This is a genomic window from Achromobacter sp., assembly GCF_032113835.1.
Classification (GTDB): Bacteria; Pseudomonadota; Gammaproteobacteria; order Burkholderiales; family Burkholderiaceae_B; genus Achromobacter.
In genome coordinates this window covers 1-25953 of record NZ_DAMCTG010000019.1, presented here as the reverse complement: position 1 = coordinate 25953, position 25953 = coordinate 1, and the positions used below count along the sequence as shown (strand labels likewise).

Annotated in this window: 21 protein-coding genes and 2 pseudogenes; 9 read left to right on the top strand and 14 right to left on the bottom strand. The window is 66.4% G+C overall.

Features of this window, described 5'->3' with window-relative positions; all coding sequences use genetic code 11:
• The first annotated feature begins 346 nt into the window (after positions 1-346).
• From RT697_RS09705 to RT697_RS09690, 4 genes are all read left to right on the top strand, one after another.
• Positions 347-1483, top strand: coding sequence for an RNA ligase RtcB family protein (locus tag RT697_RS09705; RefSeq protein WP_313698448.1), 1137 nt, complete (start codon positions 347-349; stop codon positions 1481-1483).
• Positions 1483-2106 (top strand): peptide chain release factor H, encoded by a 624-nt coding sequence (prfH, locus tag RT697_RS09700; RefSeq protein WP_313698446.1) that lies wholly within the window; start codon positions 1483-1485, stop codon positions 2104-2106. The genes RT697_RS09705 and prfH overlap by 1 nt, the downstream gene beginning before the upstream one ends.
• Before the next feature lie 131 nt (positions 2107-2237).
• A complete protein-coding gene (locus RT697_RS09695; RefSeq protein WP_313698444.1) occupies positions 2238-2984 on the top strand; it encodes an SDR family oxidoreductase in 747 nt (248 codons plus the stop codon).
• An 84-nt stretch (positions 2985-3068) separates the two neighbouring features.
• The gene (locus tag RT697_RS09690; protein ID WP_313698504.1) at positions 3069-3533 is read left to right on the top strand and encodes a RidA family protein; all 465 of its coding nucleotides are present in this window, start codon (positions 3069-3071) and stop codon (positions 3531-3533) included.
• Between the two features lie 6 nt (positions 3534-3539).
• Here RT697_RS09690 and RT697_RS09685 read toward each other — a convergent pair whose 3' ends face one another.
• The 5 genes from RT697_RS09685 to RT697_RS09665 all read right to left on the bottom strand — a co-directional run bounded on the left by RT697_RS09685 (position 3540) and on the right by RT697_RS09665 (position 8087).
• Positions 3540-4445 (bottom strand): LysR family transcriptional regulator, encoded by a 906-nt coding sequence (locus RT697_RS09685; RefSeq protein ID WP_313698442.1) that lies wholly within the window; start codon positions 4443-4445, stop codon positions 3540-3542.
• Positions 4446-4499: 54 nt separating this feature from the next.
• A complete protein-coding gene (locus RT697_RS09680) occupies positions 4500-5372 on the bottom strand; it encodes an alpha/beta hydrolase (protein ID WP_313698440.1) in 873 nt (290 codons plus the stop codon).
• A gap of 314 nt (positions 5373-5686) precedes the next feature.
• Entirely contained in the window at positions 5687-6277 is a 591-nt protein-coding gene (locus tag RT697_RS09675; RefSeq protein ID WP_313698438.1) for an ABATE domain-containing protein, read from the bottom strand.
• Positions 6278-6379: 102 nt separating this feature from the next.
• Positions 6380-7285: a pirin family protein gene (locus RT697_RS09670; protein WP_312436180.1), complete on the bottom strand. Its 906-nt coding sequence runs from the start codon at positions 7283-7285 to the stop codon at positions 6380-6382.
• 103 nt (positions 7286-7388) lie between these two features.
• Entirely contained in the window at positions 7389-8087 is a 699-nt protein-coding gene (locus RT697_RS09665; protein ID WP_313698436.1) for a pirin family protein, read from the bottom strand.
• 182 nt (positions 8088-8269) lie between these two features.
• Here RT697_RS09665 and RT697_RS09660 point away from each other — a divergent pair, with 182 nt between their 5' ends.
• On the top strand, positions 8270-9181 hold the full coding sequence (locus RT697_RS09660) for a LysR family transcriptional regulator (RefSeq protein WP_175121665.1): 912 nt from the start codon (positions 8270-8272) through the stop codon (positions 9179-9181).
• A 21-nt stretch (positions 9182-9202) separates the two neighbouring features.
• On the opposite strand, the gene ntrC is transcribed toward RT697_RS09660, so the two are convergent.
• The 5 genes from ntrC to rdgB form a co-directional block, all read right to left on the bottom strand.
• Complete coding sequence (gene ntrC, locus RT697_RS09655; RefSeq protein WP_313698434.1) at positions 9203-10708, bottom strand: nitrogen regulation protein NR(I); 1506 nt, start codon at positions 10706-10708, stop codon at positions 9203-9205.
• The gene (gene glnL / locus RT697_RS09650; protein WP_056560977.1) at positions 10708-11772 is read right to left on the bottom strand and encodes a nitrogen regulation protein NR(II); all 1065 of its coding nucleotides are present in this window, start codon (positions 11770-11772) and stop codon (positions 10708-10710) included. Before glnL ends, ntrC begins: the two co-directional genes overlap by 1 nt.
• A gap of 186 nt (positions 11773-11958) precedes the next feature.
• Positions 11959-13371 carry a type I glutamate--ammonia ligase gene (gene glnA, locus RT697_RS09645; RefSeq protein ID WP_056560974.1) on the bottom strand — a complete coding sequence of 471 codons (1413 nt, stop codon included), beginning with the start codon at positions 13369-13371 and terminating at the stop codon, positions 11959-11961.
• A 183-nt stretch (positions 13372-13554) separates the two neighbouring features.
• Positions 13555-14775 carry a radical SAM family heme chaperone HemW gene (gene hemW, locus RT697_RS09640; RefSeq protein WP_313698431.1) on the bottom strand — a complete coding sequence of 407 codons (1221 nt, stop codon included), beginning with the start codon at positions 14773-14775 and terminating at the stop codon, positions 13555-13557.
• Between the two features lie 35 nt (positions 14776-14810).
• Positions 14811-15434 carry an RdgB/HAM1 family non-canonical purine NTP pyrophosphatase gene (gene rdgB, locus RT697_RS09635; RefSeq protein WP_191578677.1) on the bottom strand — a complete coding sequence of 208 codons (624 nt, stop codon included), beginning with the start codon at positions 15432-15434 and terminating at the stop codon, positions 14811-14813.
• 202 nt (positions 15435-15636) lie between these two features.
• On the opposite strand from rdgB, the gene RT697_RS09630 reads away from it, so the two are divergent.
• Positions 15637-17490 (top strand): EAL domain-containing protein, encoded by a 1854-nt coding sequence (locus tag RT697_RS09630; RefSeq protein WP_313698429.1) that lies wholly within the window; start codon positions 15637-15639, stop codon positions 17488-17490.
• A gap of 198 nt (positions 17491-17688) precedes the next feature.
• On the opposite strand, the pseudogene RT697_RS09625 reads toward RT697_RS09630, so the two are convergent.
• Positions 17689-19074: pseudogene (locus RT697_RS09625) on the bottom strand (methyl-accepting chemotaxis protein); the annotation flags it as partial.
• A 232-nt stretch (positions 19075-19306) separates the two neighbouring features.
• Between RT697_RS09625 and RT697_RS09620 the strand changes: the two are divergent.
• Positions 19307-20467 carry an acyl-CoA dehydrogenase family protein gene (locus RT697_RS09620; RefSeq protein ID WP_105238791.1) on the top strand — a complete coding sequence of 387 codons (1161 nt, stop codon included), beginning with the start codon at positions 19307-19309 and terminating at the stop codon, positions 20465-20467.
• A gap of 16 nt (positions 20468-20483) precedes the next feature.
• A complete protein-coding gene (locus RT697_RS09615; RefSeq protein WP_313698427.1) occupies positions 20484-21857 on the top strand; it encodes an MmgE/PrpD family protein in 1374 nt (457 codons plus the stop codon).
• Positions 21858-22149: 292 nt separating this feature from the next.
• Here RT697_RS09615 and rph read toward each other — a convergent pair whose 3' ends face one another.
• A complete protein-coding gene (rph, locus tag RT697_RS09610; protein WP_313698426.1) occupies positions 22150-22884 on the bottom strand; it encodes a ribonuclease PH in 735 nt (244 codons plus the stop codon).
• Between the two features lie 184 nt (positions 22885-23068).
• Between rph and RT697_RS09605 the strand changes: the two genes are divergently transcribed.
• On the top strand, positions 23069-24001 hold the full coding sequence (locus tag RT697_RS09605; RefSeq protein WP_313698424.1) for a YicC/YloC family endoribonuclease: 933 nt from the start codon (positions 23069-23071) through the stop codon (positions 23999-24001).
• A 49-nt stretch (positions 24002-24050) separates the two neighbouring features.
• Here RT697_RS09605 and RT697_RS09600 read toward each other — a convergent pair whose 3' ends face one another.
• Together RT697_RS09600 and RT697_RS09595 are read right to left on the bottom strand one after the other, a co-directional pair.
• Positions 24051-25610, bottom strand: coding sequence for an amino acid permease (locus RT697_RS09600; protein WP_313698423.1), 1560 nt, complete (start codon positions 25608-25610; stop codon positions 24051-24053).
• A gap of 159 nt (positions 25611-25769) precedes the next feature.
• Positions 25770-25953, bottom strand: a pseudogene (locus RT697_RS09595) (AMP nucleosidase); the annotation flags it as partial.

The following is a 25953-nucleotide window of genomic DNA, read 5'->3' as shown; positions in this document are numbered from 1 at the left end:
TTTTCGCTCCGTCGGCTGACGCGCCGACCCCATCGCAACCTACTTACTGCACAGGAGAAAACAATCATGCAAAAACAAACTTCTCGCTTTGCAGGCCGCGCCTAGCTCGACCGAATCCCTTTTGCTGCAGACCCTGCAGCAACGCATTCGCATTGCCTTTGGCCCGGACCTGTCGCACAGGGCCTCTCCTTAACGCCGCCCCGCACGGCCACGATCTGTTCACGGACAGGCTGGTTGCTGCATCCGCACTTCGTCTTTTCGCGTCGCGCCACGGCGCGGACATGGCGCGGACACGCGCGCGGTCTCATCGGGAGCATGCCCTTCCAACACCTGATCTGGAATTTCCATGGGCAATTGCATTCAACAATTGTCCGAGAGCGTGACACTGATCGCCTCGGACGACACCTGGATCGAAGGCAACGCGATCCAACAACTACACACAACTTCCCGCCTTGCCGGCATGCGCCGCGTGGCGGGCATGCCTGACCTCCACCCTGGCCGCGGCTACCCGGTAGGCGCGGCGTTCTTCTCGCGCGAACGCCTGTATCCGGCGCTGATCGGCGGCGATATCGGCTGCGGCATGGCGCTGTGGACCACTGGCATCGACGCCAGGAAGACCGCCGCCGCCAAACTGGAAAAGCGGCTTGGCGATATTGATGGACCGCTGGACGAAAGCTGGCAGGATCTGATATCCGAACTGGCGCCCGCCGGCGTCGGTTTCCAGCGCGCGTTGGGCACCATAGGCGGCGGCAATCACTTTGCCGAATTACAGCGCATCGACGAGATTCACGACGCGCAGTCGATCGCTGACCTTAGGCTGGACACCGAACAACTCGTGCTGCTGGTGCATAGCGGCTCGCGCGGGCTGGGCGGCGCCATCCTGGCCGACCATATCGATCGCCACGGACACGCCGGACTGCTGGAAGGCAGCGCCGATTGCGCCGACTATCTGGCGCGGCACGACGCGGCTCTGCAGTTTGCCCGCGCCAACCGCGAGCTGATCGCGCGGCGCATGCTGGCGCGACTGGGCGCAAGCGGCGAGCGGGTGCTCGACGTCGATCACAATCTCGTCACGCCGAGCACGATCCAGGGCGAACAGGGATGGCTGCATCGGAAAGGCGCCACGCCGTCCGACGGCGGTCTGGTGGTCATCCCGGGTTCCCGGGGCGACTTCAGTTGGCTGGTCGCCCCGCTTCCCAGCGAAGCCAGCCTCTATTCGCTGGCGCATGGCGCTGGGCGCAAGTGGATGCGCAGTGAGTGCAAGGATCGTCTCTTCAAACGCTATAGCCCCGCTCAACTTAGCCGGACCCGATTGGGCAGCCATGTCGTATGTGAAGACAAACATCTCATTTACGAAGAAGCGCCCGAGGCCTACAAACCGGTGGACAGCATCATCGCCAGTCTGGAACAGGCAGGCTTGCTGAGGGTGCTGGCCAGGCTGCGTCCCGTGTTGACCTACAAGACGCGCGGGGAGTGTTGCTGATGGTGCTGCTACAACTATCCGCGGCGCACGGACCCGACGAATGCTGCCTTGCCGTCGCCAAGGCGCAAGCCTTCCTCTTGCGTGAGGCGCAGGCCGCGAAAGTCAGCGTCGACATCCTGGAACAGGAAAGCGGCGCCCGCGCGGGCACGCTGCGCTCCGTCCTGGTCAGCCTTGACGGCGACGCCGCGCAAGCCCTGGCGTCGTCCTGGGAAGGAACCATCCAATGGATCTGCGCAAGTCCCTATCGACCGGCGCACCAGCGCAAGAACTGGTTCATCGGCGCCCTGCGCTGTGACGCCCCCGCCCCCAGTCTGGCTGGGGAAATACGCTTCGAAACCACCCGCTCGTCGGGCCCCGGCGGGCAGCACGTCAACAAGACCGAGTCCGCGGTCCGCGCCACCCATGTTGCCACCGGCATCACGGTCAAGGTACAGACCGAACGCAGCCAGCACGCCAACAAACGCATTGCGGTGCTGCTGATCGCACACAGGTTGGCCGGCCTGGAACAGGAGGCGCAGGCTGCCCAGCGGGCGCAGCGCAGACAGTTCCATCACCAGGTCGAGCGCGGCGCCGCGCGGCGGGTGTTCAAGGGGCAGGCATTCCAGCCGGTCTCGACCGGCTAGATCGCCGCTTGTTCCGCCAGGTATCAATTCATGTTCCGCCGCGGGCGTTTATCGCCCGCGCGGCCGCTCCTATAGTTCGTCTCACTGTCTGAGCGCGCAGGCACCCTCAAATGCCAAACCGGAGTATTGAAATGTCGAACAAGACCGTAGTGATCACGGGCGCGTCCAGCGGAATCGGATTTGCCCTGGCGCAGGAATACCTGCGCCGCGGCGATAACGTGGTGGGCAACGCCCGCAGCCAGCAGGGATTGGATGCGGCCGCCGAGCGTCTGGCGCAGGAAGGCCTGGGCTTGCCGGACCGCTTCCTGGCCGTGGCCGGCGACATCGCCCTGGCCGGCACCGCCCGCGATATCGTGCGGCAGGCCACCGAGCGGTTCGGCCGCATCGATGTGCTGGTCAACAACGCGGGGATCTTCATTCCCAAGCCCCTGGGCGACTACACCGATGAAGACCTGGACCGCATCATCGACACCAACCTGAAGGGCTTCTTCCACATCACCCAGCAGGCCGCCGCGCACATGTCGGAATACCGCGACGGCCACATCGTCAACATCACGGCCAGCATCGCCATGCAGCCGAGCAGCCGCGTCCCGGCGCTGCTGCCCGTGCTGATCAAGGGCGGCCTGAATCACGCCACGCGGGCTTTGGCGATCGAACTGTCGGACCGGAACATCCGCGTCAATGCGGTGGCGCCCGGCATCATCGAAACGCCCATGCACGATCCGGCCACGTTTGGCTTCCTGAATTCGCTGCAGCCCGCCGGCCGCATGGGCAAGGTGGAGGACATCGTCGGGGCGGTCACCTACCTGACCGATTCGGCCTACACCACCGGCGCGATCCTTCCGGTCGATGGCGGCGCCGCGGCCGGCCATTGGTAGCAACTGCAGTGGATGGCCGCCCCTCGGATGGCCACCACGCGGACGCCCGCCACCCGGCAGGCGTCCGATTACCGAGAGATCACCATGACCATTGAAGCCAGACTGGCCGACCTCGGCCTAATTCTTCCCCCTGCCCCCCAGCCGCTGGGCCAGTACACCGCCGTCAGCCAGGCCGGCGACCTGCTGTTCATCTCGGGCCAATTGCCGCTGCGCGACGGGCGCGTGGTGTGGCAAGGCCGAGTCGGCGCGGAGCTTACGCTCGATCAGGGCCGGCAGGCCGCGGAACTTGCCGCGCTGAACGTGCTGGCGCAGATCCGCCAGCACACCGGCAGCTTCGACCGGTTGGACCATCTGGTCCGCGTCGAAGGCTATGTGGCCAGCGCGCCGGGCTTTCTGGATCAGCCCACCGTGCTGGATGGCGCATCTGGCCTCTTTGCGCGGGTGCTCGGCGAGAAGGCCGGCCACGCGCGCACCGCCAATTCGGTCGCGCAGCAGCCGGGCAACGCGGCGGTGATCCTGGTGGTGATCGCGCAGTTGAAAGGCGACTGACCCCGCTCAGTCCGCCAGCTTATCGACCAGGAAATCAACGAATGCCCGCACCCGGCGCGATACGTGCCGGGCATGCGGGTACAGCAACACGAACGGCCGGGTGCTGCCGCCATACAGCTGCAGCACCTCGGTCAGCCTGCCTTCACGCAGGTCGTCTTCGACCACGAAGCGATACGTCTGAAACAGGCCCGCGCCCGCCCGTGCCAGCGTCACACCGCCCAGCACGTCTTCGCCCGTGCCATAGGCGCCGTCGGTCACGATGTCGACCTCTTCGCCGTCCACCTGAAACGTCCACGGAATGCGCCGCCCGCTGCTGGGCCGGTCGAACTGGATGCAGTCGTGCGCGGCCAGATCCTCCAGCGCTTGCGGCGTACCGCGCCGGCGCAAGTAATCCGGCGCACCGACCACCACCAGCTCGGCGTCCTCCAGCTTGCGCGCGATCAGCGCCGAGTCGTCGGGCGCGCGCCCGCGCACCGACAGGTCATAGCCGTCATCGGCAAAGTCGACATTGCGGTTGCTGATATGAACGTGCACGTCGACGTTGGGGTACTTGTCGCGAAACGCGGGCAGCAGCGGCAGGACGCGGTAATGCGCATAGGGCGTGGGCAGGCTGATGCGCAGGCGCCCCGCGGCGCCCTGCCCGCCCACCTGGCGTTCGGCGTCGACCAGCTGCGCAATGGCCGGGCGCACCTGCTCGAAATAGGCGCGCCCTTCGTCGCTCAGCCGGATATGCCGGGTGCTGCGCACGAAAAGACGGATGCCCAGCCGCGCCTCCAGCCGCGAGACGCTGCGGCTGACGGCTGCCGGCGTGACGCCCGCGGCATTGGCGGCGGCGGTGAAGCTGCTGAGTTCCGCCGCCAGGCAGAACATCTCGATGCTGCCCAGCTGCAGATCGTCAAAGTGGCGCGTCATGCGGGTTCCTGCCGTGAAGACCGGGCGGCGGGACCGTCCGGCCGCCCATGCGCGTCAGCGCCCCAACACATCGATGATGCGCTGGGCGATGTACTGGCCGTGAGTTTCCAGCGCGAAGTGACCGGTGTCCAGCAGTTCGACCACGGCATCCGGATTGTCGCGGCGATAGGCCTCGGCGCCCGGCGGAATGAAGAACGGATCGTTGCGGCCCCAGATCGCCAGGGTAGGCACCTGGGCCTGACGGAAGAACGCCTGGAACGCCGGGTATTGCGTCAGGTTGTTCGCATAGTCCAGGAACAGGTCTAGCTGGATGTCCTTGTTGCCCGGCCTTTCCATCAATGCCGCGTCAAGCGTATAGCCTTCGGGCGCGACGCTGTCCGGATCGGCCACGCCGTGCACGTACTGCCACTTCGTGCCTTCGAAGTTCAGGATAGCGTCGTGGATGGTCTGGCGGTTTGCGGGCGACGGATCGTTCCAGTAGGCGCGGATGGGCGCCCACGCGTCGCCCAGGCCGTCGAGGTAGGCGTTGCCGTTCTGCGAAACCAGGCCGGTGACGCGCTCGGGGTGCGCCACCGCCAGCCGCAATCCGGTCGGCGCGCCGTAGTCGAAGAAATACATCGCGTAGCGGGTCAGCCCCAGCTCGTCGACAAACGCTTCCAGCGATTTGGCCAGGTTGTCGAAGGTGTAGCGGTAGCCGCGCTCGGCCGGGACCTCGGTGAAGCCGAAGCCGGGCAGATCGGGCGCGATGACGCGAAAGTGCTTCGCCAACTGCGGGATGACGGTGCGGAACTGATGCGAAGACGTGGGAAAGCCGTGCAGCAGCAGAAGCACGGGCGCCTGCGGGTCGCCGGCTTCGCGATAGAAAAAGCGCAGGCCGTCGGCTTGCGCGTGGCGGTAATGGACGGTGTTGTCGGGCTGGGCGGTCATGACGGTCTCCGGAAGGCGGGATTCGGAATTCGAAAAGAAGCGGGTGTCTGCCGTTGTTGCGTGCTGTCGCAATGTAGGTGTCTGACACCCTTTGAGGCGTTGCGGCAGGCTGGAGATCCTCTCCCCAGGGTGTCAGACACCGGCATCCTGCGACGGGTTGGGATGCTTCACGGCACAGTCTACGCATTTCGCGTAACCTGTCAAGAACATCTTTACCAGTTACGAACGGTTTTCCGAATTGCCGCCCGCAGCCTTCCCGGCAGCCGTCCATGAAAAAGCCCGGCATGAGCCGGGCTGGGAACCATCGATCGTCGTCATTTCGTCTTGGCGCTGGCGTCCGCCGCCTCGCGCTGCCGGAATGCCGCCACCTTGTGCCGGTTGCCGCACAGCGCCATGCTGCACCAGCGCCGCTTGTGCGACCGCGTCCGGTCGTAGAACCACAGCGAGCACGCATCGCTTTCGCATTTGCGCACCAGCCCAAAATCGCCATGGGCGAGCAGATCGGCGGCCGCCTCTGCCACCGGCAGCAACCACTGCGCCGCCGTTTGTGAAGGATAACGGCGCGACATCACCAGGCTGCCATCGTCTGCCGGCGCAAGCTCGAGGTGACTGCCGCCCGCCGCCAGTGCGCGATTCAGCGCGGAAAGCGCCAGCGGCGCCTGCGCCTTGCGCTGGGCGACCAGATCCCGGACGGTTTCGCGCAGGCCGCGCGCGCTTTCCAGCAGACCGGATGGCGCGGCGCCCTGCGCGGCCGCGACACCCGCCAGCGTCAGCCAGCCCGCCACGTCCGCATCCGATTGCCATCGGTCGATCGGACCGGTGGCGCTCTGCTCGACGGTGTTGATCATGTCCAGGGCGACGTGGTCGCCCAGTTGTCGGAATTCGGGTGCGTGGCTGGTGTTCATGGTGATCTCCGGCGCCAGTGTAACCCTCAAAAATAAACAATAAAAGTTACACGGTCATGGGGCGATATTACGCCCCCCTCACGCACCCTCATCCCGCCCCGCTCAGTTGCGGGCTTCCGGCAGCGGGATGTACTCGGTCTCATCACCGGGCACGATCTGATCGAAGCGCGTGCGCTGCCAATCCTGCTTGGCCTGCTCGATGCGGTCCTTGCTGCTGGACACGAAGTTCCACCACACGAAGCGCGGGCCGTCGAGCGGCTCGCCGCCCAGCACTGCGAACCGCGCGGCCGTCCTGGCGCGGATCTGCACCGGCTTGCCCGGGGCGAACACGACCAGGCGCCCGCTTTCGTAGGTCTGGCCGTCGATTTCGACCTCGCCCTGCGCCAGGTAGGCGGCGCGCTCTTCGTGTTCCGCCGGCAGCACCGTGGTGGCGCCGGCTTGCAGTTGCAGGTCGCCATAGAACAGGGGCGACAGCGTCTTGACCGACGAGGTCTTGCCGAATAGCGAACCGGCCACGACCTGGGCGCGCACGCCCTCGCCTTCGATCACCGGCTGCGCATCCAGCCCGTAGTGCGTGAACCCCGGATCGGTCTCTTCGTGGGCCTTGGGCAGCCCGACCCAGATCTGCAGGCCACAGAGGCGTTGCGGCGCAAGCCGGCTTTCCGGCGAGGAGCGTTCGGAATGGACGATCCCGCGGCCGGCCGTCATCCAGTTCACTTCGCCAGGCAGAATGGTCTGCGTGTGGCCCGCGCCGTCGCGGTGGACCATGGAACCTTCGTACAGGTATGTCACGGTGGACAGCCCGATATGCGGGTGCGGCCGCACGTCGATGCCGGCGCCGACGTCAAAGTCCGCCGGTCCCATCTGGTCCAGGAAGACGAACGGACCCACGCTGCGGCGCTGCATGGAAGGAATGGCGCGGCGGACGGAAAACCCGCCCAAGTCGCTGGTGCGCGGCACCACAACGGTTTCGATCTGGCTTTCGCCGGCTTGGGACAGGGTCGACATGGTGCAATGCTCCGCAATGGGTAGGCCTGGGGCCATCTTAATGGCCTCGCGGCCGGTATTGTGTGAAACCGGGCGGATTCCAGGATCCGCCCGGGGGTTGGCCTCAGGCCAGGTCGAACACCAGCACTTCGGCGTCCTTGCCGCCCGACACTTCGACGCTGCCGGCGTCGGTGATCGCCACGGCGTCGCCGGCATTCAGCGCGGCGCCGTTGACCGTCACGCTGCCGCGGGCCACGTGGACCCAGGCGCGGCGGCCGGCAGCCAGGGGCAGCGAGGCCGACTCGTCGCCGTCGAACAGACCGGCGTACAGACGGGCGTCCTGATGGATCGTCATCGACCCGTCAGCGCCGTCGCCCGTCACCAGGGCTTGCAGACGGCCGCGCTTTTGCTCATCGCTGAAGGCGCGCTCTTCGTATTCCGGCGCGATGCCGGTCACGTTCGGCTCGATCCAGATCTGCAGCATGTGCGTTTCGGCGTCGGCCCGGGGGTTGAACTCGGAGTGCATCACGCCGCGGCCGGCGCTCATGCGCTGGACGTTGCCCGGCTGGATTTCAGAGCCGCTGCCCATGCTGTCCTTGTGGGCGATGGCGCCGTCCAGCACGTAGGTGATGATCTCCATGTCCCGGTGGCCGTGCGTGCCGAAGCCGCGGCCGGCCGCGATGCGGTCGTCGTTGATGACGCGCAGCGCGCCGAAGCCCATGTGAGCCGGATCGTAGTAGTTGGCGAAGGAGAAGGTGTGGAACGAATCGAGCCATCCGTGGTTGGCGTGACCCCGTTCAGCAGCGCGGCGGATCGTAAGCATCTTGAACTCCTGTTTCAATAATATGAATGATTAGGGGGTGCATCCTGGCTGGGCTTTCCGCCTTGCCGTTTGTCTGCATCCCCGGCATGAGTGGTATTCTGCGCGCCCTGACGCTCGGTTTTGGCGCTATATTTTGATGACTTCGTTCAAATTATTTGAATACCCACTTTTCGCGCCCTGACATGCAGCCCATCACCCCTGAACTCCTTGTCCTCGTCGACGCGATCGCGCGCCACGGCAGCTTTGCCAAGGCGGCGCGCGAACTGGGCAAGGTGCCCTCCGCCGTCACCTATTCGATCCGCAAGCTCGAAGACGGGCTGGACGTGCTGCTGTTCGACCGCTCGGGGCACCGCGCGCTGCTGACCCCGGCGGGCGAGGCGCTGCTCAAGGACGGCCGGCATCTGTTGCAGTCGCTGGACGAGCTGGCCAGCCGGGTCAAGCGCATCGCCACGGGCTGGGAAGTGCAGCTGCGCATCGCCGTCAGCGCGGTGATTCCATGGCGGCCCATCTACGACCTGATCGACGAATTCCATGCGGTGGGCAGCGCCACGACGCTGCGCTTTTCCACCGAGGTGCTGAGCGGCAACTGGGACGCCCTGACGTCGGGCCGCGCCGACCTGGTCATCGGCGCGGGTGCGGCGGGCGAGCCCACGGGCCCGTACCGCTCGCAGGCCATCGGCGTGATGCAGTTTGGGTTCTGCGTGGCGGCGAATCACCCGCTGGCCTCGCTGCCGCAGCCGCTAAGCCGCGCGGACATCACGCGCTACTGCGCCGTGGTGATTGCCGACACCTCGCGCAACCTGCCGGTGCAGTCGCGCGGCATCCTGTCGGAGCAACCGACGCTGGTGATGCCGTCAATGCAGGCCAAGATCGACGCGCAGGTGCGCGGCCTGGGCTGCGGCTATCTTCCGCTGACGCTGGCCGCGCCGTACCTTGCGCAGGGGTTGCTGGTGGTGTGCGAAACGGATGAAGGCATGTCCCTGACGGAACACGTGGCGTACGCGTGGCGGGCGGAGCCGCCGGGCGAGGCGATGAAGTGGTGGCTGCAGAAACTGAAGTCGCCGCGCCTATGCGAGAGCCTGCTCGGCTTGTAGGCCGAGCAGGCGTCCGATCGGCTATTCGTCTTCGATGCCCAACTCGCGCAGCTTGCGCGTGATGGTGTTGCGGCCGATCCCCAGGCGGGATGCGGCTTCCACGCGGCGGCCGCGGCTGGCGTCCAGCGCGCTTTGCAGCAGGATCTTCTCGAACTGGCGCGTCAGCGTCGCCATGACTGCGGGTTCACCGCGCTCCAGCCGGTACTGCGCATCGCGCAGCAGCGAATCCTGCCAGTTGCGCGGCGCGCCGTCCTCGGCCGGTTCCGCCGGGTAGGCGCCCGACGGCACCACCGTGCCCAAGCCAGCCATCGGCATCGCGGGCCGCATGGGCGCCGCGCTCGGTTGCGGCTGATGCTCCATGGCCCGAATCTCGGGCGGCAGGTCGATGCGGTCCACCGTCTGGCCCGGCGCCATCACCGTCAGCCAATGGCAGAAGTTCTCAAGCTGACGCACGTTGCCCGGGAAGTCGAACTTGGTCAGTACGGCCAGCGCCTCGGGCGTCAGCCGCTTGACGGGCACGCCCAGCGTGCGTGCGCTGGCGGTCAGGAAGTGCTGGGCCAGCGCGGGAATGTCCTCGACCCGTTCGCGCAGCGGCGGCAGCCGCAGGCGGATCACGTTCAGGCGGTGAAACAGGTCTTCGCGGAAGAGGCCCTGCTCGACCCGCTGCTCCAGCGGCTGGTGCGTGGCGGCCACGATGCGCACGTCCACGCGCACGGGCTGCGCGCCACCGACGCGGTAAAAGCTGCCCTCAGCCAGCACGCGTAGCAGACGCGTCTGCAATTCGATCGGCATGTCGCCGATCTCGTCCAGGAACAGCGTGCCGCCGTGCGCCTCTTCGAAGCGGCCGCGGCGCAGATTGTTGGCGCCCGTGAATGCGCCGCGCTCGTGGCCAAACAGTTCGGCCTCCAGCAGGTCGCGCGGAATGGCCGCGGCGTTCAGCGCCACGAACGGTCCGCTGGCGCGCACGCCGTGGCCGTGCAGCGCGCGGGCCACGAGTTCCTTGCCGGTGCCGGACTCGCCGGTGATCAGGACGGTGACCTTGGACTGCGCCAGCCGGCCGATCGCGCGAAAGACTTCCTGCATCGCGGTGGACGACGATTGCGTCATCATCCAGCGCTCGTTGTTCTGCGCGGCTTCGCCCTGCCCGTCCGGGCTTTCGGGTTGGGCCGATTCCTGCATGGCGCGCTGGATCAGCGCGACAGCCTCGTTCACGTCGAACGGCTTGGCCAGGTAATCGAACGCGCCCCCCTGGAAGGCGGAAACCGTGCTGTCCAGGTCGGCAAACGCGGTCATCACGATGACCGGCAGACCAGGATGCCGCTCCTTCAGTTGGCGCAACAGCTCGAGGCCATTGCCGCCGGGCATGCGGATATCCGACACCAGCGCCACGGGCGTTTCACGCGAAAGCGCCTCGAGCACGTCGGCCGATTGGGAAAAACTGCGGGTGGTGACGCCAGCGCGGGCCAGGGCCTTTTCGAGGACCCAGCGGATGGCCTGGTCGTCGTCGACGATCCATACGGGTTTCATCAGTTTGCGGGCTCCATCGGAAGGACCAGGCGAAACTCGGTGCGCCCCGGTCGGGATTCAAATTCGATGATGCCGCCGTGCTGTTGCACGAAGTCCTGCGCCAGGCTCAAGCCCAGGCCGGTACCGCCAGCCCTGGCCGTGACCAGCGGGTGGAAGATGCGGTCACGGATGTGGTCCGGCACGCCCGGACCGTTGTCGATGATGGACAGCACGAGCGCCAGGCGGTGCTGCCGGTGCGCCAGCATGACCTGCCGCGCGACGCGGGTGCGCAGCGTCACGACGCCGGGCTCGGTCTGCGGTCCTTGCGGCCGCGCCACCAGCTCCTGCGCGGCGTTGCGCGCCACGTTGAGCACGGCCTGCATCAGGCGGGCGGCATCGCCCTTCAGGTCCGGCACCGAGGCGTCGTAGTCGCGCTGGATCGTGACGTCGTTGCGGAACTCGGCCTGGATCAGCGCGCAGACGCGCTCGCAGATTTCATGGATGTTCACCGGCCGCGCATTGAGCGGCACACGTTGCGGGCCGCTCAGGCGGTCCACCAGCGCCTGCAGGCGGTCGGCTTCGGAAATGATGACCTGGGTGTATTCGGCCAGGGCTGCGCTGGGCAGCTCGGCTTCCAGCAGCTGCGCGGCGCCGCGCAGTCCGCCCAGGGGATTCTTGACTTCATGCGCCAGGTTGCGCAGCAGTTCGCGGTGGGCTTCGATCTCGTCCACCAGACGGTGGTTGCGGTCGGCCAGCACGCGCTGCTCGATTTCGCGCGTCTCGATCAGCACCGGCCAACGCTGGCCGGTCAGTCCCACGGTCGTCACGGCGACTTCCACGGATTCGGCGGCGCGACGCAACGAGGCCAGTTGCCTCACGTCGGCGTACCTGCCGCCCGCGGCGCGGTCGATGGATGACTGGATATTTTCGGGGTTGTCGAACAGGGTGGCGGCGGAATGCCCGCCCAGTTGCTTGCGCGAGCGGCCGAACAGGTCCTCGGCGGCTGCGTTGGCGTATTCGATGTGGCCGCGCTCGTTGACCAGGAAAACTGACGTGGCTAGCAGATCGAGAGCTTCAACATTCATTTTCAACGTACCCGAATGGACAGGGGAAAGCGGAACGCGTCCGCGACGGGCGCGCCAACCCGGCGCCCTGCCCGCCGGCGCGGGGCCGGGCGGGCAATTCGTCGGGCGGCTACCTGGTGGTGCGCGTGGTGTGGGCCTTGTTGCTGCCTACCTCATCGCGCTCCCCCCAGCCACGGCCTCAAACCATCAGAGGCTGTAGTACATGTCGAATTCGACCGGGTGCGTCGTCATGCGCAGACGCGTCACATCGGCCATCTTCAGGTCGATGTAGGCGTTGAGCATGTCGTTGCTGAACACGCCGCCGCGGGTCAGGAACTCGCGATCCTTGTCCAGCGATTCCAGCGCTTCTTCCAGCGAGGCGCAGACGGTCGGGATCTTCGCGTCTTCTTCCGGCGGCAGGTCGTACAGGTTCTTGTCGGCCGGATCGCCCGGGTGGATCTTGTTCTGGACGCCGTCCAGGCCGGCCATCATCAGGGCCGAGAAAGCCAGGTACGGGTTAGCCAGGGGGTCCGGGAAACGCGCTTCGACGCGGCGGCCCTTCGGGTTGCCGACGTACGGAATGCGGATCGAAGCCGAACGGTTGCGGGCCGAGTAGGCCAGCTTCACGGGCGCTTCGAAGTGCGGGACCAGGCGCTTGTACGAGTTCGTGCCCGGGTTGGTGATGGCGTTCAGGGCCTTGGCGTGCTTGATGATGCCGCCGATGTAGTACAGGGCGAACTCGGACAGGCCGGCGTAGCCGTTGCCCGCGAACAGGTTCTGGCCGTCCTTCCAGATGGACTGGTGGACGTGCATGCCGGAGCCGTTGTCGCCAACGATGGGCTTGGGCATAAACGTGGCGGTCTTGCCGTAGGCGTGGGCCACGTTGTGCACGACGTACTTGACGATCTGGGTCCAGTCGGCGCGCTGCACCAGGGTGCTGAACTTGGTGCCGATTTCGAGCTGGCCGGGGGCAGCCACTTCGTGGTGGTGCACTTCAACCGGCACGCCCATCTGTTCCATCAGCAGGCACATTTCCGAACGCATGTCCTGGAACGAGTCGACCGGGGGAACGGGGAAGTAGCCGCCCTTCACGCCCGGACGGTGGCCGGTGTTGCCGCCTTCGAATTCCAGGCCGGTGGACCACGGCGCTTCTTCGGACTTGATCTTGACGAACGTGCCCGACATGTCGGTGTTCCAGGTCACGCCATCGAACACGAAGAATTCGGGTTCCGGACCGAAGTAGGCGGTGTCGCCCAGGCCGGAGGACTTCAGGTAGGCTTCGGCGCGCTTGGCCAGCGAGCGCGGGTCACGGTCATAGCCCTTCAGGTCCGACGGTTCGACCACGTCGCACGACAGGATCAGGGTCGGCTCTTCGCGGAACGGATCCAGGTTGGCGGTGGCGCAGTCGGGGATGAGGAGCATGTCGGAGGCTTCGATGCCCTTCCAGCCCGGGATCGACGAACCGTCGAAAGCCTGCCCGCTTTCCAGCTTGTCTTCATCGATAGCGGTGGTGGGCACGGAAACGTGGTGCTCACGGCCAACCGTATCGGTAAAGCGGAAATCCACGAATTTCACTTCGTTATCGGCGATCTGTTTCAGGACGTCTTTCGGGCTTGCCATGTCATCTCCATTAGATAAAAGGGTCGAGGGCTTTGCCCGTCGACTGGCATAAAAGAGGGAAGCAATAAGCGTGCCAGGTTTAGCCCCGGTATTCCCGGGGGGAGGCAGGTCAGTCTTGGGGAAATGTAGCACCACTATGGTGCAAAAGGTGGGGCATGTCTGCCCCATCCTGGTGCTTGCACCTTACAGGAACATTTCCTGGAGGTCGTTGAGGAAGCGCCAGCCCAGCGGCGTTGCGCGCAGGCGGGTGGGATCGGCGTCGAGCAGGCCCCGTTTCGAGGCTGCCTCCAATTGGTGCGCAATGACGGCAAGCGACAAACCGGTGCGTTCGTCGAACGTCGTGGCGGCCACGCCCTCTTTCAGGCGCAACGCGTTGAGCATGAACTCGAACGGCAGTTCGTCCGGACCGACCTGCCGGCTTTCGGCCAGATGGCTGCCGTCGCGCGCCATGGCGGCCTGCATCCAGGAATCCGGACCGCGCAGACGCGACTCGCGCACGATGCGGTCGTGAAACGACAGCTTGCCGTGCGCGCCCGGGCCGATGCCCAGGTAGTCGCCGAACTCCCAGTAATTCATGTTGTGGCGGCAGCGGGCGCCCGGCTTGGCGTAGGCCGACACCTCGTAGCGCGCCAGTCCCGCCGCGGCCAGTTCGGCTTCCACCGCGTCCTGCATGGCGGCGCTGGTGTCGTCGTCCGGCAGGTCTTCGGGCGGAAACTTGGCGAAGACGGTGTTCGGCTCCATCGTCAGGTGATACAGCGACAGGTGCTCGGTGCCGAACGAGATCGCCTCGCGCAGGTCGGCCGTACAGGCCTGCAGCGTCTGGCCGGGCAAGGCGAACATCATGTCCAGGTTGACCCGGGGCGCCGCCCGTTGCGCCATCTCGATGGCCGCACGCGCTTGGGCGGCATCATGGATGCGGCCCAGCTTCTTCAACTGCGCATCGTCAAAGCTCTGGATGCCCAGCGAAAACCGCGTGACGCCGCTGGCCGCGTAATCCCGGAAACGGCCCGCCTCGGCCGTGCCGGGATTGGCTTCCATCGTGATCTCGGCGTCCGGCCACAAGTTCAGGTACGCCCGCAGCATTGCCAGCAGCTCGTCCAGGCCGGCGGCCGACAGCAGGCTGGGCGTTCCGCCGCCGATGAAGACGGAAATCACCTGCCTGCCCCAGATGGATGGCAGCGACTGTTCCAGATCGCTGCGCAAGGCATCCAGATAGGCGCGTTCGGGAATCTCGCCCGGCGCGGCATGGGAGTTGAAGTCGCAATACGGGCACTTGCGCACGCACCACGGCACGTGGACGTAGACCGACAGCGGCGGCAGGCTGGTCAGCGTGGCGCCCGCGGGAACAACGAGGCGCGACTTGGTCGCGCCCATATCGTTGCGGATGGGAATGGTGATGGACATGCGAAAAAATTCCTGGCGCCTTGGCGGCGCCGTGGTCAAGCGTGGCTCAGCTTGCTGAGCAGCTCGCGCAGCGCCCGGGCGCGATGGCTGACCCGGTTCTTTTCGTCGGGATCCAGCGACGCGGCGGTCAGCGCCATGTCGGGCAGGTAGAAGTGCGGATCGTAGCCAAAGCCGTTGGCGCCTTCCGGCACGTCGATGATCTCGCCGTGCCAGAGGCCTTCGCCGATCAGCGGACGGGGGTCGTTCTCGGAACGCACCAGCGCCAGCACAGCGACATACCAGGCACTGCGGTCGGCGACGGATGCCAGGTTGCGCACCAGCAACGCGTTGTTGGCCGCATCGGACTTTTCGCCGCCGTGCATCTTGGCATAACGCGCCGAGTACACGCCGGGTGCGCCGTCCAGCGAGGCCACGCACAGGCCCGAGTCGTCCGCCAGCGCGGGCAATCCGGTCAGGCGGCTGGCATGGCGCGCCTTGGCCAGCGCGTTTTCCACGAACGTGACATGCGGCTCTTCGGCTTCCGGCACGCCGAGGTCGCCCTGCGGCACCAGTTCGATGCCCAGTGGCGCGAACAAGGCGGAGAACTCGCGCAGCTTGCCGGCGTTGTTGGACGCCAGGACAACGCGGCGCAGGGAGTCGGGAATCTTGGGGGAAGTCATAGGCCGGATTGTATAGGGCGCGGCCGGCGGCGGGCGGGCATCCCACGATATTGGCGTGGGTACCACGAACGTAAGAATTCGTTGTTGACACGGATGTAACAGCGACTGAAGATTGCACGTCACGACATGGCGCAACAACGCAGACATATTTTGTTGTCAATATGACCGATCTTGTCACTGATCGTATCTCAATGCCCCGGCGATGAACTCCATTCACGCTTTGCCACGGCCCGCCGCGGCCCGTGCTCCGCTCAATCCCCCGGGCGGTGCGCCCGCGCACGCCAGCCTGGCTGGCATCCTGCGCGAACGATTGTTGCGGCCCCGCTTCCAACCGGTCGTCGACCTGTCACACAGCCGCATCTACGGCCACGAAAGCCTGATCCGCGGCCCCGCCGACACCCCCCTGCACTTTCCCGACGCCCTGTTTGCCGAAGCGCGCCGCCAGGGGCTGCACCCGCAGCTTGAACTGGCCAGTTTTCGCGCGGGCGCGCGCGGGTTCGAACAGAACGACGCCGCCGGCAAGTTGTTCCTGAACCTGTCCGGCTCCGCCCTGCTCCATTACTGGACCCTCTGGGGTCACGACATGCCCGGCAGGCTGCTCAAGGACTGCGCACTGGAACCGGCCAGCATCGTCGTCGAACTGACCGAGCAGGATCCGCTGTCGGACCGCATGGGCGAACTGCACAACGCGTTTGCCTGCCTGCGCGAAGCCGGCATGCGCATCGCGCTCGACGACTACGGCGTCGGCAATTCCAACCTGCAGCTCTGGGCCGAAACCCAGCCCGAGCTGGTCAAGATCGACCGGTATTTCTTTGACGGCATCGGCCACGACGAGCGCAAGCAGAACATGGTTCGCGCCATTCTGAAGGTGGCGCAGCACCTGGGCACGTCGGTGATTGCCGAAGGCATCGAAACCGCCGAGGACCTGGCCGTCGTGCGCGAGCTGGACATCCGCTACGCGCAGGGCTGGTTCCTGGGCATGCCCGACGAAACCCTGCTGACCGAACTGACGCCGCCGCTGCGCGAGTCGCTGCGTTCGCGCACGTCGGCGCCGGTATCTCAGCGCGCCGCCGGCGGCACCGCCGTCAGCCTGCGGGTCGAGGCGCCGGCCGCCCTGCTGACCAAGCACACCAACGATGACGTGCATCGCCTCTTCATCGAGCACAAGAACCTGCACGCCGTGGCGGTGGTCGACGCCGACAACCGGCCTGTCGGCATCATCAACCGGCGGGACTTCTCCGAACACTACGCGCAGCGCTACACGCGCGAGCTCTTCGGCCGCGACGCCTGTTCCACCTTCATGAACGCCGAGCCGGTGCTGGTGGACGTGAACGTGTCGATCGACCAGCTGAGCCACGTACTGATTTCCGAAGACCAGCGCTACCTGATGGACGGGCTCATCATCACGCGCGACGGCCGTTACGACGGCCTGGCCACGGGCGAAACCCTGGTGCGCTCGGTCACCGAGATGCGCATCGAGGCGGCGCGCTACGCCAATCCGCTGACGTCCCTACCCGGCAACATCCCCATCAGCCGGCACATCGCCACGCTGCTCGAAGACGCCGCCGACTTCACCATCTGCTACGGCGACCTGAACAACTTCAAGCCCTTCAACGACGTGTACGGCTACTGGCGCGGCGACGACATGATCATGCTGACCGCCGACGTCATCAAGCGCCATTGCGATCCACAGCGGGATTTCGTGGGGCATGTGGGCGGCGACGACTTCGTGGTGCTGCTGCGCAGCCCGGACTGGATGGCCCGCATCGAGCGCATCATTGCCGAGTTCAACGAGGGCGCCATGGCGCTGTACGACGAACAGGGCCGCCGCAACGGCGGCATCGAGGCCGAGGACCGTTACGGCGTGCCGCGCTTCTTTCCGTTCGTGACGCTGGGCGTGGGCGCCCTGACCGTCACGCCCTCGTTATGCGAGCGCATCCGCCCTGAGGACATCGCCTCGGCGGCCGCCCACGTCAAGCACAAGGTCAAGCACGGGAACCTGTCGCTCGTGGCCGAGCGCTACACAGGCGCCGACCTGCCGCAGCTCACCGGCTGAGGCCTCGCGCGCCGCCGTCTGCGCGCCCTGCGCGATCTGGAATTTGGCCACGGCCCGGCGCAGTCCCTGCGCCTGGGCTTCCAGCGCCGCCGCGGCAGCCGCTGTCTCTTCGACCATGGCGGCCGTTTCCTGCGTGGATCGCTCGATGTCGGCCACCGCATCGTTCACCGACGCAATGCCGGCCGCCTGTTCAGCGGCGGCGCTGGAAATCTCGTTCACGATCTGTGTCACGCGGTCCACGGAAGCCACCATGTCGCGCATGGTGTCGCCCGCCAGGTTCACATGGCGCACGCCGGCATCCACGCGCGCGGCCGAGTCTTCGATCAGGCCCTTGATCTCGCGCGCCGCCTGGGCGCTGCGCTGCGCGAGCGACCGCACTTCACCCGCCACCACGGCAAAGCCCTTGCCCTGCTCGCCCGCGCGCGCCGCTTCCACGGCCGCGTTGAGCGCAAGGATGTTGGTCTGGAACGCGATGCTGTCCACCACGCCGACGATCTCGCCGATGCGCCGCGCGCTGTCGGCGATGCCCTGCATGCTGTGAACGACTTCATCGACGGCCTGGCCGCCGCGCTGCGCCAACTGCGTGGCGCTGACCGCCTGACGGCTGGCGAGGTTCGCGTTGCCGGCGGTCATTTGCACGGTGTGCGACAGCTGCGTCATGTTGGCCGCGGCTTCCTGCAGCGAGCCCGCCTGCCGGGCCGCGCGGTCCGACATGTCCGCGCCGCCTGCCGCGATTTCGCCGGCGCCCGTATGGATCTCTTCGACGCCCAGGCGTACCGACGCGACCGCGGTCGACAGCCCCGACTGCATGCGGCGCATGGCCGAATACAGCACGCCGATCTCGTTGTCGCCGCGCTGCGTGATCGCGCCGGTCAGGTCGCCGTCCGCGATGCGGTCAAAGTGCGCCCCCGCCTCGTTCAGCGGCCGCACGATGCTGCGGCGAAACCCCAGCCGGATCAGGATGGCCAGCACCAGCACGAAGCCCAGCACGGCCGCCGCCACCACGATCACGCGTTCCAGGGTGCGGCTTGCGCCGGCCACCGCTTCCTGCCCGTGTTCGCGGGCGTAGGCCTGATAGGCCTCCACCTGTTTGACATAGCCCGCGCCGCTGGCGGGCAGCGCCTTGTCCGTCAGCCGGTTGACCTCGATGCCGTTCCAGCCCTGGATCGCCTTGCTCATGGGCGCAAGCGTCTGGTCGGCAAAGGCGGCATAGGCCGTCAACACCTGGCCGAACAGCGGCGCGCCCTGGGCGCTGTCGTCGGGATTGGCGCGCAGGCGCGCCAGACTGGCGGCCGCCTGCTTGAGCAGCGCATCGGCCTGCGCCAGCGACGTGTTGCGCGCTTCTTCCAGACCGCCTTCCATCGCCGTCTTGGCGTCCGTCAGCGCCGCCCGCGCCTGGAACAGCCGGCTGGTCATGTCGGCAAGGTCGCTCGCCCGTTCGATGCTGCCTCGGCCCAGGGCCTCGATATCCGCGCGGTTGTCGCGCAATACCGTGATGCCCGCCGCCGCAGCGACGGCGAACAGCACGACGAACAACGCAAGAATGGCCGATAGCGCCGTCGTGACTCTCAGATTTTTCCGCATATCCATCCGTGTATAGCCTGGGCCGCAATGCGCGGCAGTGCCATGGATTATGGAGATGCAGTTTGGCAATTTCTTGACACAACTCGGCGGGGACATGACGCACTGCCGTCATGAAAGCGCGCTTTTGCGTTCAGGAACCCCGTATTAATGATTTGTGAATTGGCACGTGCGCGCCCTTGCGGCACATTCGACCCTGTACCGAACCATTCCTTCACATAGAACAGTCAGCCAAATGCACCAAGCCTCCCACGCCTACCAGGACATCCGCGAAGCCGTGCGCGACCTCTGCGCGCAATTCCCCTCCGAATATTTCCGCAAGGTCGACGAAGAGCGCGGCTACCCCGAAGACTTCGTCCGCGCCCTTACCGAAGCCGGCTGGCTGGCCGCGCTGATCCCGCAGGAATACGGCGGCTCGGGCCTTGGCCTGACCGAAGCCTCGGTCATCATGGAAGAGATCAACCGCAGCGGCGGCAACTCCGGCGCCTGCCACGGCCAGATGTACAACATGGGCACGCTGCTGCGCCACGGCTCCGAAGCCCAGAAGCGCGAATACCTGCCCCGCATCGCCGCCGGCGAACTGCGCCTGCAATCGATGGGCGTCACCGAACCCACCACCGGCACCGACACCACCAAGATCAAGACCACCGCCGTCAAGCGCGGCGACCGCTATGTCATCAACGGTCAGAAGGTCTGGATCTCGCGCGTGCAGCACTCGGATCTGATGATTCTTCTGGCGCGCACCACGCCGCTCGATCAGGTCACGCGCAAGTCCGAAGGCATGTCGATCTTCCTGGTCGACCTGCACCACGCGGTCAAGCACGGCATGTCGATCCGCCCGATACCCAACATGGTCAACCACGAGACCAACGAGCTCTTCTTCGACAACCTGGAAATCCCCGAGGAAAACCTGATCGGCGAAGAAGGCAAGGGTTTCAAGTACATCCTGGACGGCCTGAACGCCGAGCGCACACTGATCGCCGCCGAATGCATCGGCGACGGCTACTGGTTCGTCGACAAGGTCACCGCCTACGCCAAGGAACGCGTGGTGTTCGGCCGCCCCATCGGCCAGAACCAGGGCGTGCAGTTCCCCATTGCGCGCGCGCACATCAACGTCGAGGCGGCCAGCCTGATGCGCTACGAGGCCTGCCGGCTGTTCGATGCCCACGAGCCCTGCGGCGCCCAGGCCAACATGGCCAAGCTGCTGGCGGCCGACGCCTCGTGGGAAGCCGCCAACGCCTGCCTGCAGTTCCACGGCGGCTTCGGCTTTGCCAACGAATACGACGTCGAACGCAAGTTCCGCGAGACGCGCCTTTATCAGGTGGCGCCCATTTCCACCAACCTGATCCTGTCGTACGTTGCCGAACACATCCTGGGCCTGCCCCGCTCCTTCTGACACGCCATCTTCCGACATGACCGCAGACAAAGACACCCCGCACCTGAGCGCCGAACTCGCGGCCTTTGCCGCCAACCTGCGCTACGAAGACATTCCTGCCCCGGTGCTGCGCCGCGCCGAAGACCTGCTGCTCGATTGCCTGGCCTCCATCCTGGCCGGCGCGTCGGCCCGTGCGGTCCAGGCCATCGACCGCTACGCCGCCGCGATGGGGCCAACCGACGGCCCCAGCGAAGTCCTGATCACCCGCCGCCGCACCACGCCGCTCTTCGCCGCCATGGTGAACGCGGCCGCCGCACATGTCGTGGAACAGGACGACGTGCATAACGGCTCGGTCTTTCACCCGGCCGCCGTGGTGTTCCCCCCTGCCCTGGCCGTGGCGCAGGCGCTGGGCTCCTCGGGCCGCGATCTGCTCACCGCCGCCGTCGCCGGCTACGAGGTCGGCATTCGCGTCGGCGAGTTCCTGGGGCGCTCGCACTACAAGATCTTCCATACGACCGGCACGGCAGGCACGCTGGCCGCCGCCGTCACCACCGGCCGGCTGCTCGGCCTGTCCCCTGAACAGATGCTGCACGCGCTGGGCTCGGCCGGCACGCAAGCGGCGGGCCTGTGGGAATTCCTGCGCGACGCCGCCGACTCCAAGCAGCTTCACACCGCCAAGGCAGCCGCCGACGGCATCACCGCGGCCTATCTGGCGCGCGAGGGCTTCACCGGCGCGCGCCACATCCTGGAAGGCCCGCAGGGCATGGCGGCCGGCATGTCCACCGACGCCGATCCCAGCCGCCTGTGCGACCGCCTGGGCGAGCGCTGGGCGCTGGCCGAAACGTCGTTCAAGTTCCATGCCTCGTGCCGCCACACGCACCCCGCAGCCGACGCGCTGCAGCAGGCGCTGCGGGAAAACAAACTGACCGAGGCCGACGTCGAGCGCGTCGTCGCGCACGTCCACCAGGGCGCCATCGACGTCCTCGGCCCGGTCGTCAATCCGCAGACGGTGCATCAGTCCAAGTTCTCGATGGGGACGGTGCTGGCACTGATCGCGCGCCAGGGCCGCGCGGGCCTGGCGGAATTCGACGCGGGCCTGGACGACCCGGGCGTCGCCGCCTTCCGCGGCAAGGTGGAAATGGCGCTCGATCCTGAAGTTGACGGCGCCTATCCGCAACGCTGGATCGGCAAGGTCACGGTGTACACCCGCGACGGCCGCGTGCTGCATGGCCGCGTCGACGAACCCAAGGGCGACCCGGGCAATACGCTCAGCCGCCCTGAGATCGAGGACAAGACGCTCAGCCTGGGCAGGTACGCCGATGCCGCGACGGAACAGGAACTGCGCGGCTTGATCGCGACGATCTGGGGGCTGGAGAAGGTGGGCAAAGTGGAGGCGCTGCTGCCGAAGTAATTCGCGATAGCCGGCGACTCAGACGCAAAAAAAGCCGCACATGCGGCTTTTTTGCGTTGTGGCTACGCTGCAGGTGCTGCAGGTGACGCTGCAGGTGTCTGACACCCTACAGGCACATCCGTCAGCTGCCGGTTATCTCACAAGGGTGTCAGACACCGTGTTCAATGCCCCGCCACGCACCGACCAGATCACGCTGCAGGTGTCTGACACCCTACAGGCACATCCGTCAGCTGCCGGTCATCTCACAAGGGTGTCAGACACCGTGTTCAATGCCGCGCCACGCGCCGCCTGCTCACGCCAGCGCTGCGCGCTGGGCCTTCACCAGATTGGCGATACCGTTCTCCGCCAGCACCAGCATCGTGTCCAGCTCAGTCCGCGTGAACGTCGCGCCTTCGCCCGTGCCCTGCACTTCCACGAAGGCGCCGCTGCCCGTCATGATGACGTTCACGTCGGCGTCGCACGCGGAATCTTCCGGGTAGTCCAGGTCCAGCACCGCCTGGCCGTTGACCAGACCCACCGACACCGCAGCCACGGCGTCGCGGATCGGATTGGTGGCCAGATCGCCACGCTTCATCAGCAGCCCGACCGCGTCGGCCGCCGCGACCCAGGCGCCCGTGATGCTGGCGCAGCGCGTGCCGCCGTCGGCCTGCAGCACGTCGCAATCGAGATGCAGCGTGCGTTCGCCCAGCGCCTTCATGTCGAACACCGCCCGCAGGCTGCGTCCGATCAGGCGTTGGATCTCCTGCGTGCGGCCGCTCTGCTTGCCGCGCGCGGCCTCGCGGTCGCCGCGCGTATGCGTGGCCCGCGGCAACATGCCGTATTCAGCCGTTACCCAGCCTTCGCCCTTGCCCTTCAGAAAAGGCGGTACCTTGTCCAGGACGCTTGCCGTGCAAAGCACATGGGTATCGCCCGCCTTCACCAGCACGGAGCCTTCGGCGTAACGCGTGAAACCGCGCTCCAGGCTGAACGGACGCAGTTGGTCGGCGGCGCGGCCCGACGGCCGGGCATTCGTGGGGATGGTGGTCACAACAGGCTCCAGACTTGGCTTCGATTCGCGGCATTGTACGGGCAGGCGCCACGGGACAATCACGCTTGGAGTATCCTGCCGCGATGTATCCGGTTGAAAACACAGACCCGCTGCCCAGGACCTGGGCGCCGCGGGCCCCGGCGCAACCGGCTCCTATTCCAAGAATCACCAGGACACGCACACCATGATCCGCAGCATGACCGCCTTCGGCAACGCCCGCGCAGACTTAGAACAAGGCGCCCTCGCCATAGAACTGCGCAGCGTCAACAGCCGCTTTCTCGACCTGTATTTCCGCCTGCCCGACGAACTGCGCCACGTGGAAACGCCCCTACGCGAACTGCTGACCGCCAACCTGGCCCGCGGCAAGGTCGAAATCCGCGTGTCCTTCACCCGTGCAGCCAGTGCCGACCTGTCCAAGCTGGATCCCACCTGGCTCGACAGCCTGGCCGAACAGCTGCAGGCCGCGCGGCGCATCATCCCGGACATCGCCTCCCCGCGTCTGGCGGAACTCTTCAACTGGCCCGGCCAGCGCGGCAATGACGCCCTGGATCCGCAGATCTGGGGCGCCGCGTGCCTGCAGGCCGCGCAGCAGGCCCTGACCCAACTTCAGGAAGGCCGCGAGCGCGAAGGCGAACGCCTGGCCGGCATGATGCGCGAATGCGCCGATGGCGTCGCGCGCGTCGTGGACATCGTGCAGGCGCATCTGCCGCAACTGCTGGCCGACCACCGCGAACGCCAGGCCGCCAAGCTGCGCGAAAGCGTGGAATCCGCCTTCCCCGGCGGATTCACCCACATTTCCGGCGCGGAACTGTCCGAACGCCTGTCGCAGGAAGCCAACCTCTTCGCCCTGCGCATCGACGTGGCCGAGGAATTGTCGCGTTTGCGTTCGCACCTGGAAGAACTGCGTCACCTGCTGTCCGACGGCGGCGGCAAGGCCGCAGCCGGCAAGAAGAACGCCGGCAGCGCGGGCAAGCGCCTGGATTTCCTGTTCCAGGAAATGAACCGCGAAGCCAACACGCTGGGCTCCAAGGCGGGCAGCATGGAAGTCACCCGCGCCGCCATGGACCTGAAGCTGCTGATCGAGCAGATGCGCGAGCAGGCGCAGAACATCGAGTAAGGGGAGTGGCGGCTCGCGGGGGCTGCTTCCCCCGCATGGCCGTCAACCCTTACCGGCTCTCGCCCGTCGCCGGCTCGCCGCGCAGCGCCGAATCCAGATATTCGCTGCGTGCGCGGGCGTCCGGAAAGCGCATGTCGCGGTAGCTGACAAAGCGCGATCCGCGCGTCAGGCGGTAGCCGGCCCAGATCAGCAGAAAAAGCGGAATGCCGATGTAGGTGGCGACCACGCCGCCCCAGTCGATCTTGTCCTGCAGGAACGCCTGGTAGTTCTGACCCAGCGTGATGATCAGGCACAGCACGAACGCAAAGATCGGACCGAAGGGAAAGAACGGGGACACATACGGCAGATCCGCCAGGCTGTTGCCCTGTTTCACGTAACCCCGGCGGAAACGGTAGTGGCTGATGGCGATGCCCAGCCACGCAATGAACCCCGTCATCCCCGACGTGTTGAGCAGCCAGATATAGACCTCTTCGGGGCTGAACAGGAAGGTGGAGAAGCACAGCGCTGCCACTGCGGTGGTGGCCAGCAACGCCCACAGGGGCACGCCGCCGCGCGAAATGCGGCCAAAGATCAGCGGCGCCTTGCCTTCCCGGGCCAGGCTGTAGAGCATGCGCGTGGCCGCGTACATGCCGGAGTTGCCGGCGGACAGCACCGAGGTCAGCACCACCGCGTTCATGATCGAGGCAGCGGCCAACAGGCCTGCCCGTTCAAAGATCAGCGCAAACGGGCTGACGCTGATGTCCTTGACATCATTACGCAGCAGGTGCGGGTCGGTATAGGGAATCAGCAGGCCGATGACCAGGATGGCTGCCACGTAGAACAGCAGAATGCGCCAGAACACCTGGCGCACCGCGCGCGGCAGATTGCGCGCCGGGTCCTTGGATTCACCGGCGGCAATGCCGATCAGTTCGGTGCCCTGGAAGGAAAAGCCCACCACCATCGCCACGCCGATAAGCGCGGCGAAGCCGCCCGCGAAGGGCGCGTCACCCACCGTCCAGTTGGCCAGCCCGCCCGTCTCGCCGCCCCGGATGATGCCCAGCAGCATCATCACGCCCATGACGACGAAGGCCAGCACGGCAATCACCTTGATCAGCGCAAACCAGAATTCCGCCTCGCCAAATCCGCGGGCGGACATGGCGTTCAGTCCGAAAGTGATGGCCAGAAACAACGCGCTCCAATAGAAGCCGGGCACATCGGGAAACCAGTACGCCATGACGAGCTGCGCCGCGACCAGGTCGACCGCCACCGTGACCGCCCAGTTGTACCAATAGTTCCACCCGAGCGCGAAGCCGAAACCGTCTTCGACGTAGCGCGCGCCATAGGTCGAGAACGAGCCGGACACCGGCATGGCGGCCGCCAGTTCGCCCAGGCTGGTCATCAGGAAATAGACCATGATGCCGATCAGCACATAGCCCAGCAACGCGCCGCCGGGGCCGGCCTTGGCGATGGTCGCGCCCGACGCCACGAAGAGTCCGGTGCCGATGGACCCGCCCACTGCGATCATGGTCAGGTGGCGCGCCGACAGCGTGCGCCGCAATTCGGACGGCCTGTCCGCCTGCGCGTTGCGCGTGCCGCCTGAGCGACGGTCATCGTGTTCCGATGGTGCCAAAATGCGTTCCTTCACGTCTGGATGGCGCTCGCGAGAATGGGCTGCGAACGCCCTGGGATTACCGAGCAACGCGCGAGAATAGCGCAATCGGCCCCGACATGAAAAATGGCCGGGGACCGGGGACGGATCCGCCCCCGAGGCCCCGCTACGGCGGCCGTTTTATTGAAACGCCGTTTCCATGAACGTACGCAGCTTGCGCGAATGCAGCCGTTCCGGCGGCATGTCGCGCAGCCGCTCCAGCGCCCGGATGCCGATTTCCAGATGCTGATTGACCTGGCGCCGATAGAAGGCGCTGGCCATGCCGGGCAGTTTCAGCTCGCCGTGCAGCGGTTTGTCGGAGACG

What these genes read in the sequence shown, in the direction of transcription:
- ntrC (WP_313698434.1), bottom strand. Translation starts at nt 10,708, where the DNA reads ATGAAACCCGTATGGATCGTCGACGACGACCAGGCCATCCGCTGGGTC.
- RT697_RS09680 (WP_313698440.1), bottom strand. Translation starts at nt 5,372, where the DNA reads ATGACCGCCCAGCCCGACAACACCGTCCATTACCGCCACGCGCAAGCC.
- glnL (WP_056560977.1), bottom strand. Translation starts at nt 11,772, where the DNA reads ATGAATGTTGAAGCTCTCGATCTGCTAGCCACGTCAGTTTTCCTGGTC.
- RT697_RS09690 (WP_313698504.1), top strand. Translation starts at nt 3,069, where the DNA reads ATGACCATTGAAGCCAGACTGGCCGACCTCGGCCTAATTCTTCCCCCT.
- RT697_RS09685 (WP_313698442.1), bottom strand. Translation starts at nt 4,445, where the DNA reads ATGACGCGCCACTTTGACGATCTGCAGCTGGGCAGCATCGAGATGTTC.
- RT697_RS09615 (WP_313698427.1), top strand. Translation starts at nt 20,484, where the DNA reads ATGACCGCAGACAAAGACACCCCGCACCTGAGCGCCGAACTCGCGGCC.
- RT697_RS09705 (WP_313698448.1), top strand. Translation starts at nt 347, where the DNA reads ATGGGCAATTGCATTCAACAATTGTCCGAGAGCGTGACACTGATCGCC.
- rdgB (WP_191578677.1), bottom strand. Translation starts at nt 15,434, where the DNA reads ATGACTTCCCCCAAGATTCCCGACTCCCTGCGCCGCGTTGTCCTGGCG.
- RT697_RS09605 (WP_313698424.1), top strand. Translation starts at nt 23,069, where the DNA reads ATGATCCGCAGCATGACCGCCTTCGGCAACGCCCGCGCAGACTTAGAA.
- RT697_RS09675 (WP_313698438.1), bottom strand. Translation starts at nt 6,277, where the DNA reads ATGAACACCAGCCACGCACCCGAATTCCGACAACTGGGCGACCACGTC.
- hemW (WP_313698431.1), bottom strand. Translation starts at nt 14,775, where the DNA reads ATGTCCATCACCATTCCCATCCGCAACGATATGGGCGCGACCAAGTCG.
- prfH (WP_313698446.1), top strand. Translation starts at nt 1,483, where the DNA reads ATGGTGCTGCTACAACTATCCGCGGCGCACGGACCCGACGAATGCTGC.
- RT697_RS09670 (WP_312436180.1), bottom strand. Translation starts at nt 7,285, where the DNA reads ATGTCGACCCTGTCCCAAGCCGGCGAAAGCCAGATCGAAACCGTTGTG.
- RT697_RS09620 (WP_105238791.1), top strand. Translation starts at nt 19,307, where the DNA reads ATGCACCAAGCCTCCCACGCCTACCAGGACATCCGCGAAGCCGTGCGC.
- RT697_RS09660 (WP_175121665.1), top strand. Translation starts at nt 8,270, where the DNA reads ATGCAGCCCATCACCCCTGAACTCCTTGTCCTCGTCGACGCGATCGCG.
- RT697_RS09630 (WP_313698429.1), top strand. Translation starts at nt 15,637, where the DNA reads ATGAACTCCATTCACGCTTTGCCACGGCCCGCCGCGGCCCGTGCTCCG.
- glnA (WP_056560974.1), bottom strand. Translation starts at nt 13,371, where the DNA reads ATGGCAAGCCCGAAAGACGTCCTGAAACAGATCGCCGATAACGAAGTG.
- RT697_RS09695 (WP_313698444.1), top strand. Translation starts at nt 2,238, where the DNA reads ATGTCGAACAAGACCGTAGTGATCACGGGCGCGTCCAGCGGAATCGGA.
- RT697_RS09665 (WP_313698436.1), bottom strand. Translation starts at nt 8,087, where the DNA reads ATGCTTACGATCCGCCGCGCTGCTGAACGGGGTCACGCCAACCACGGA.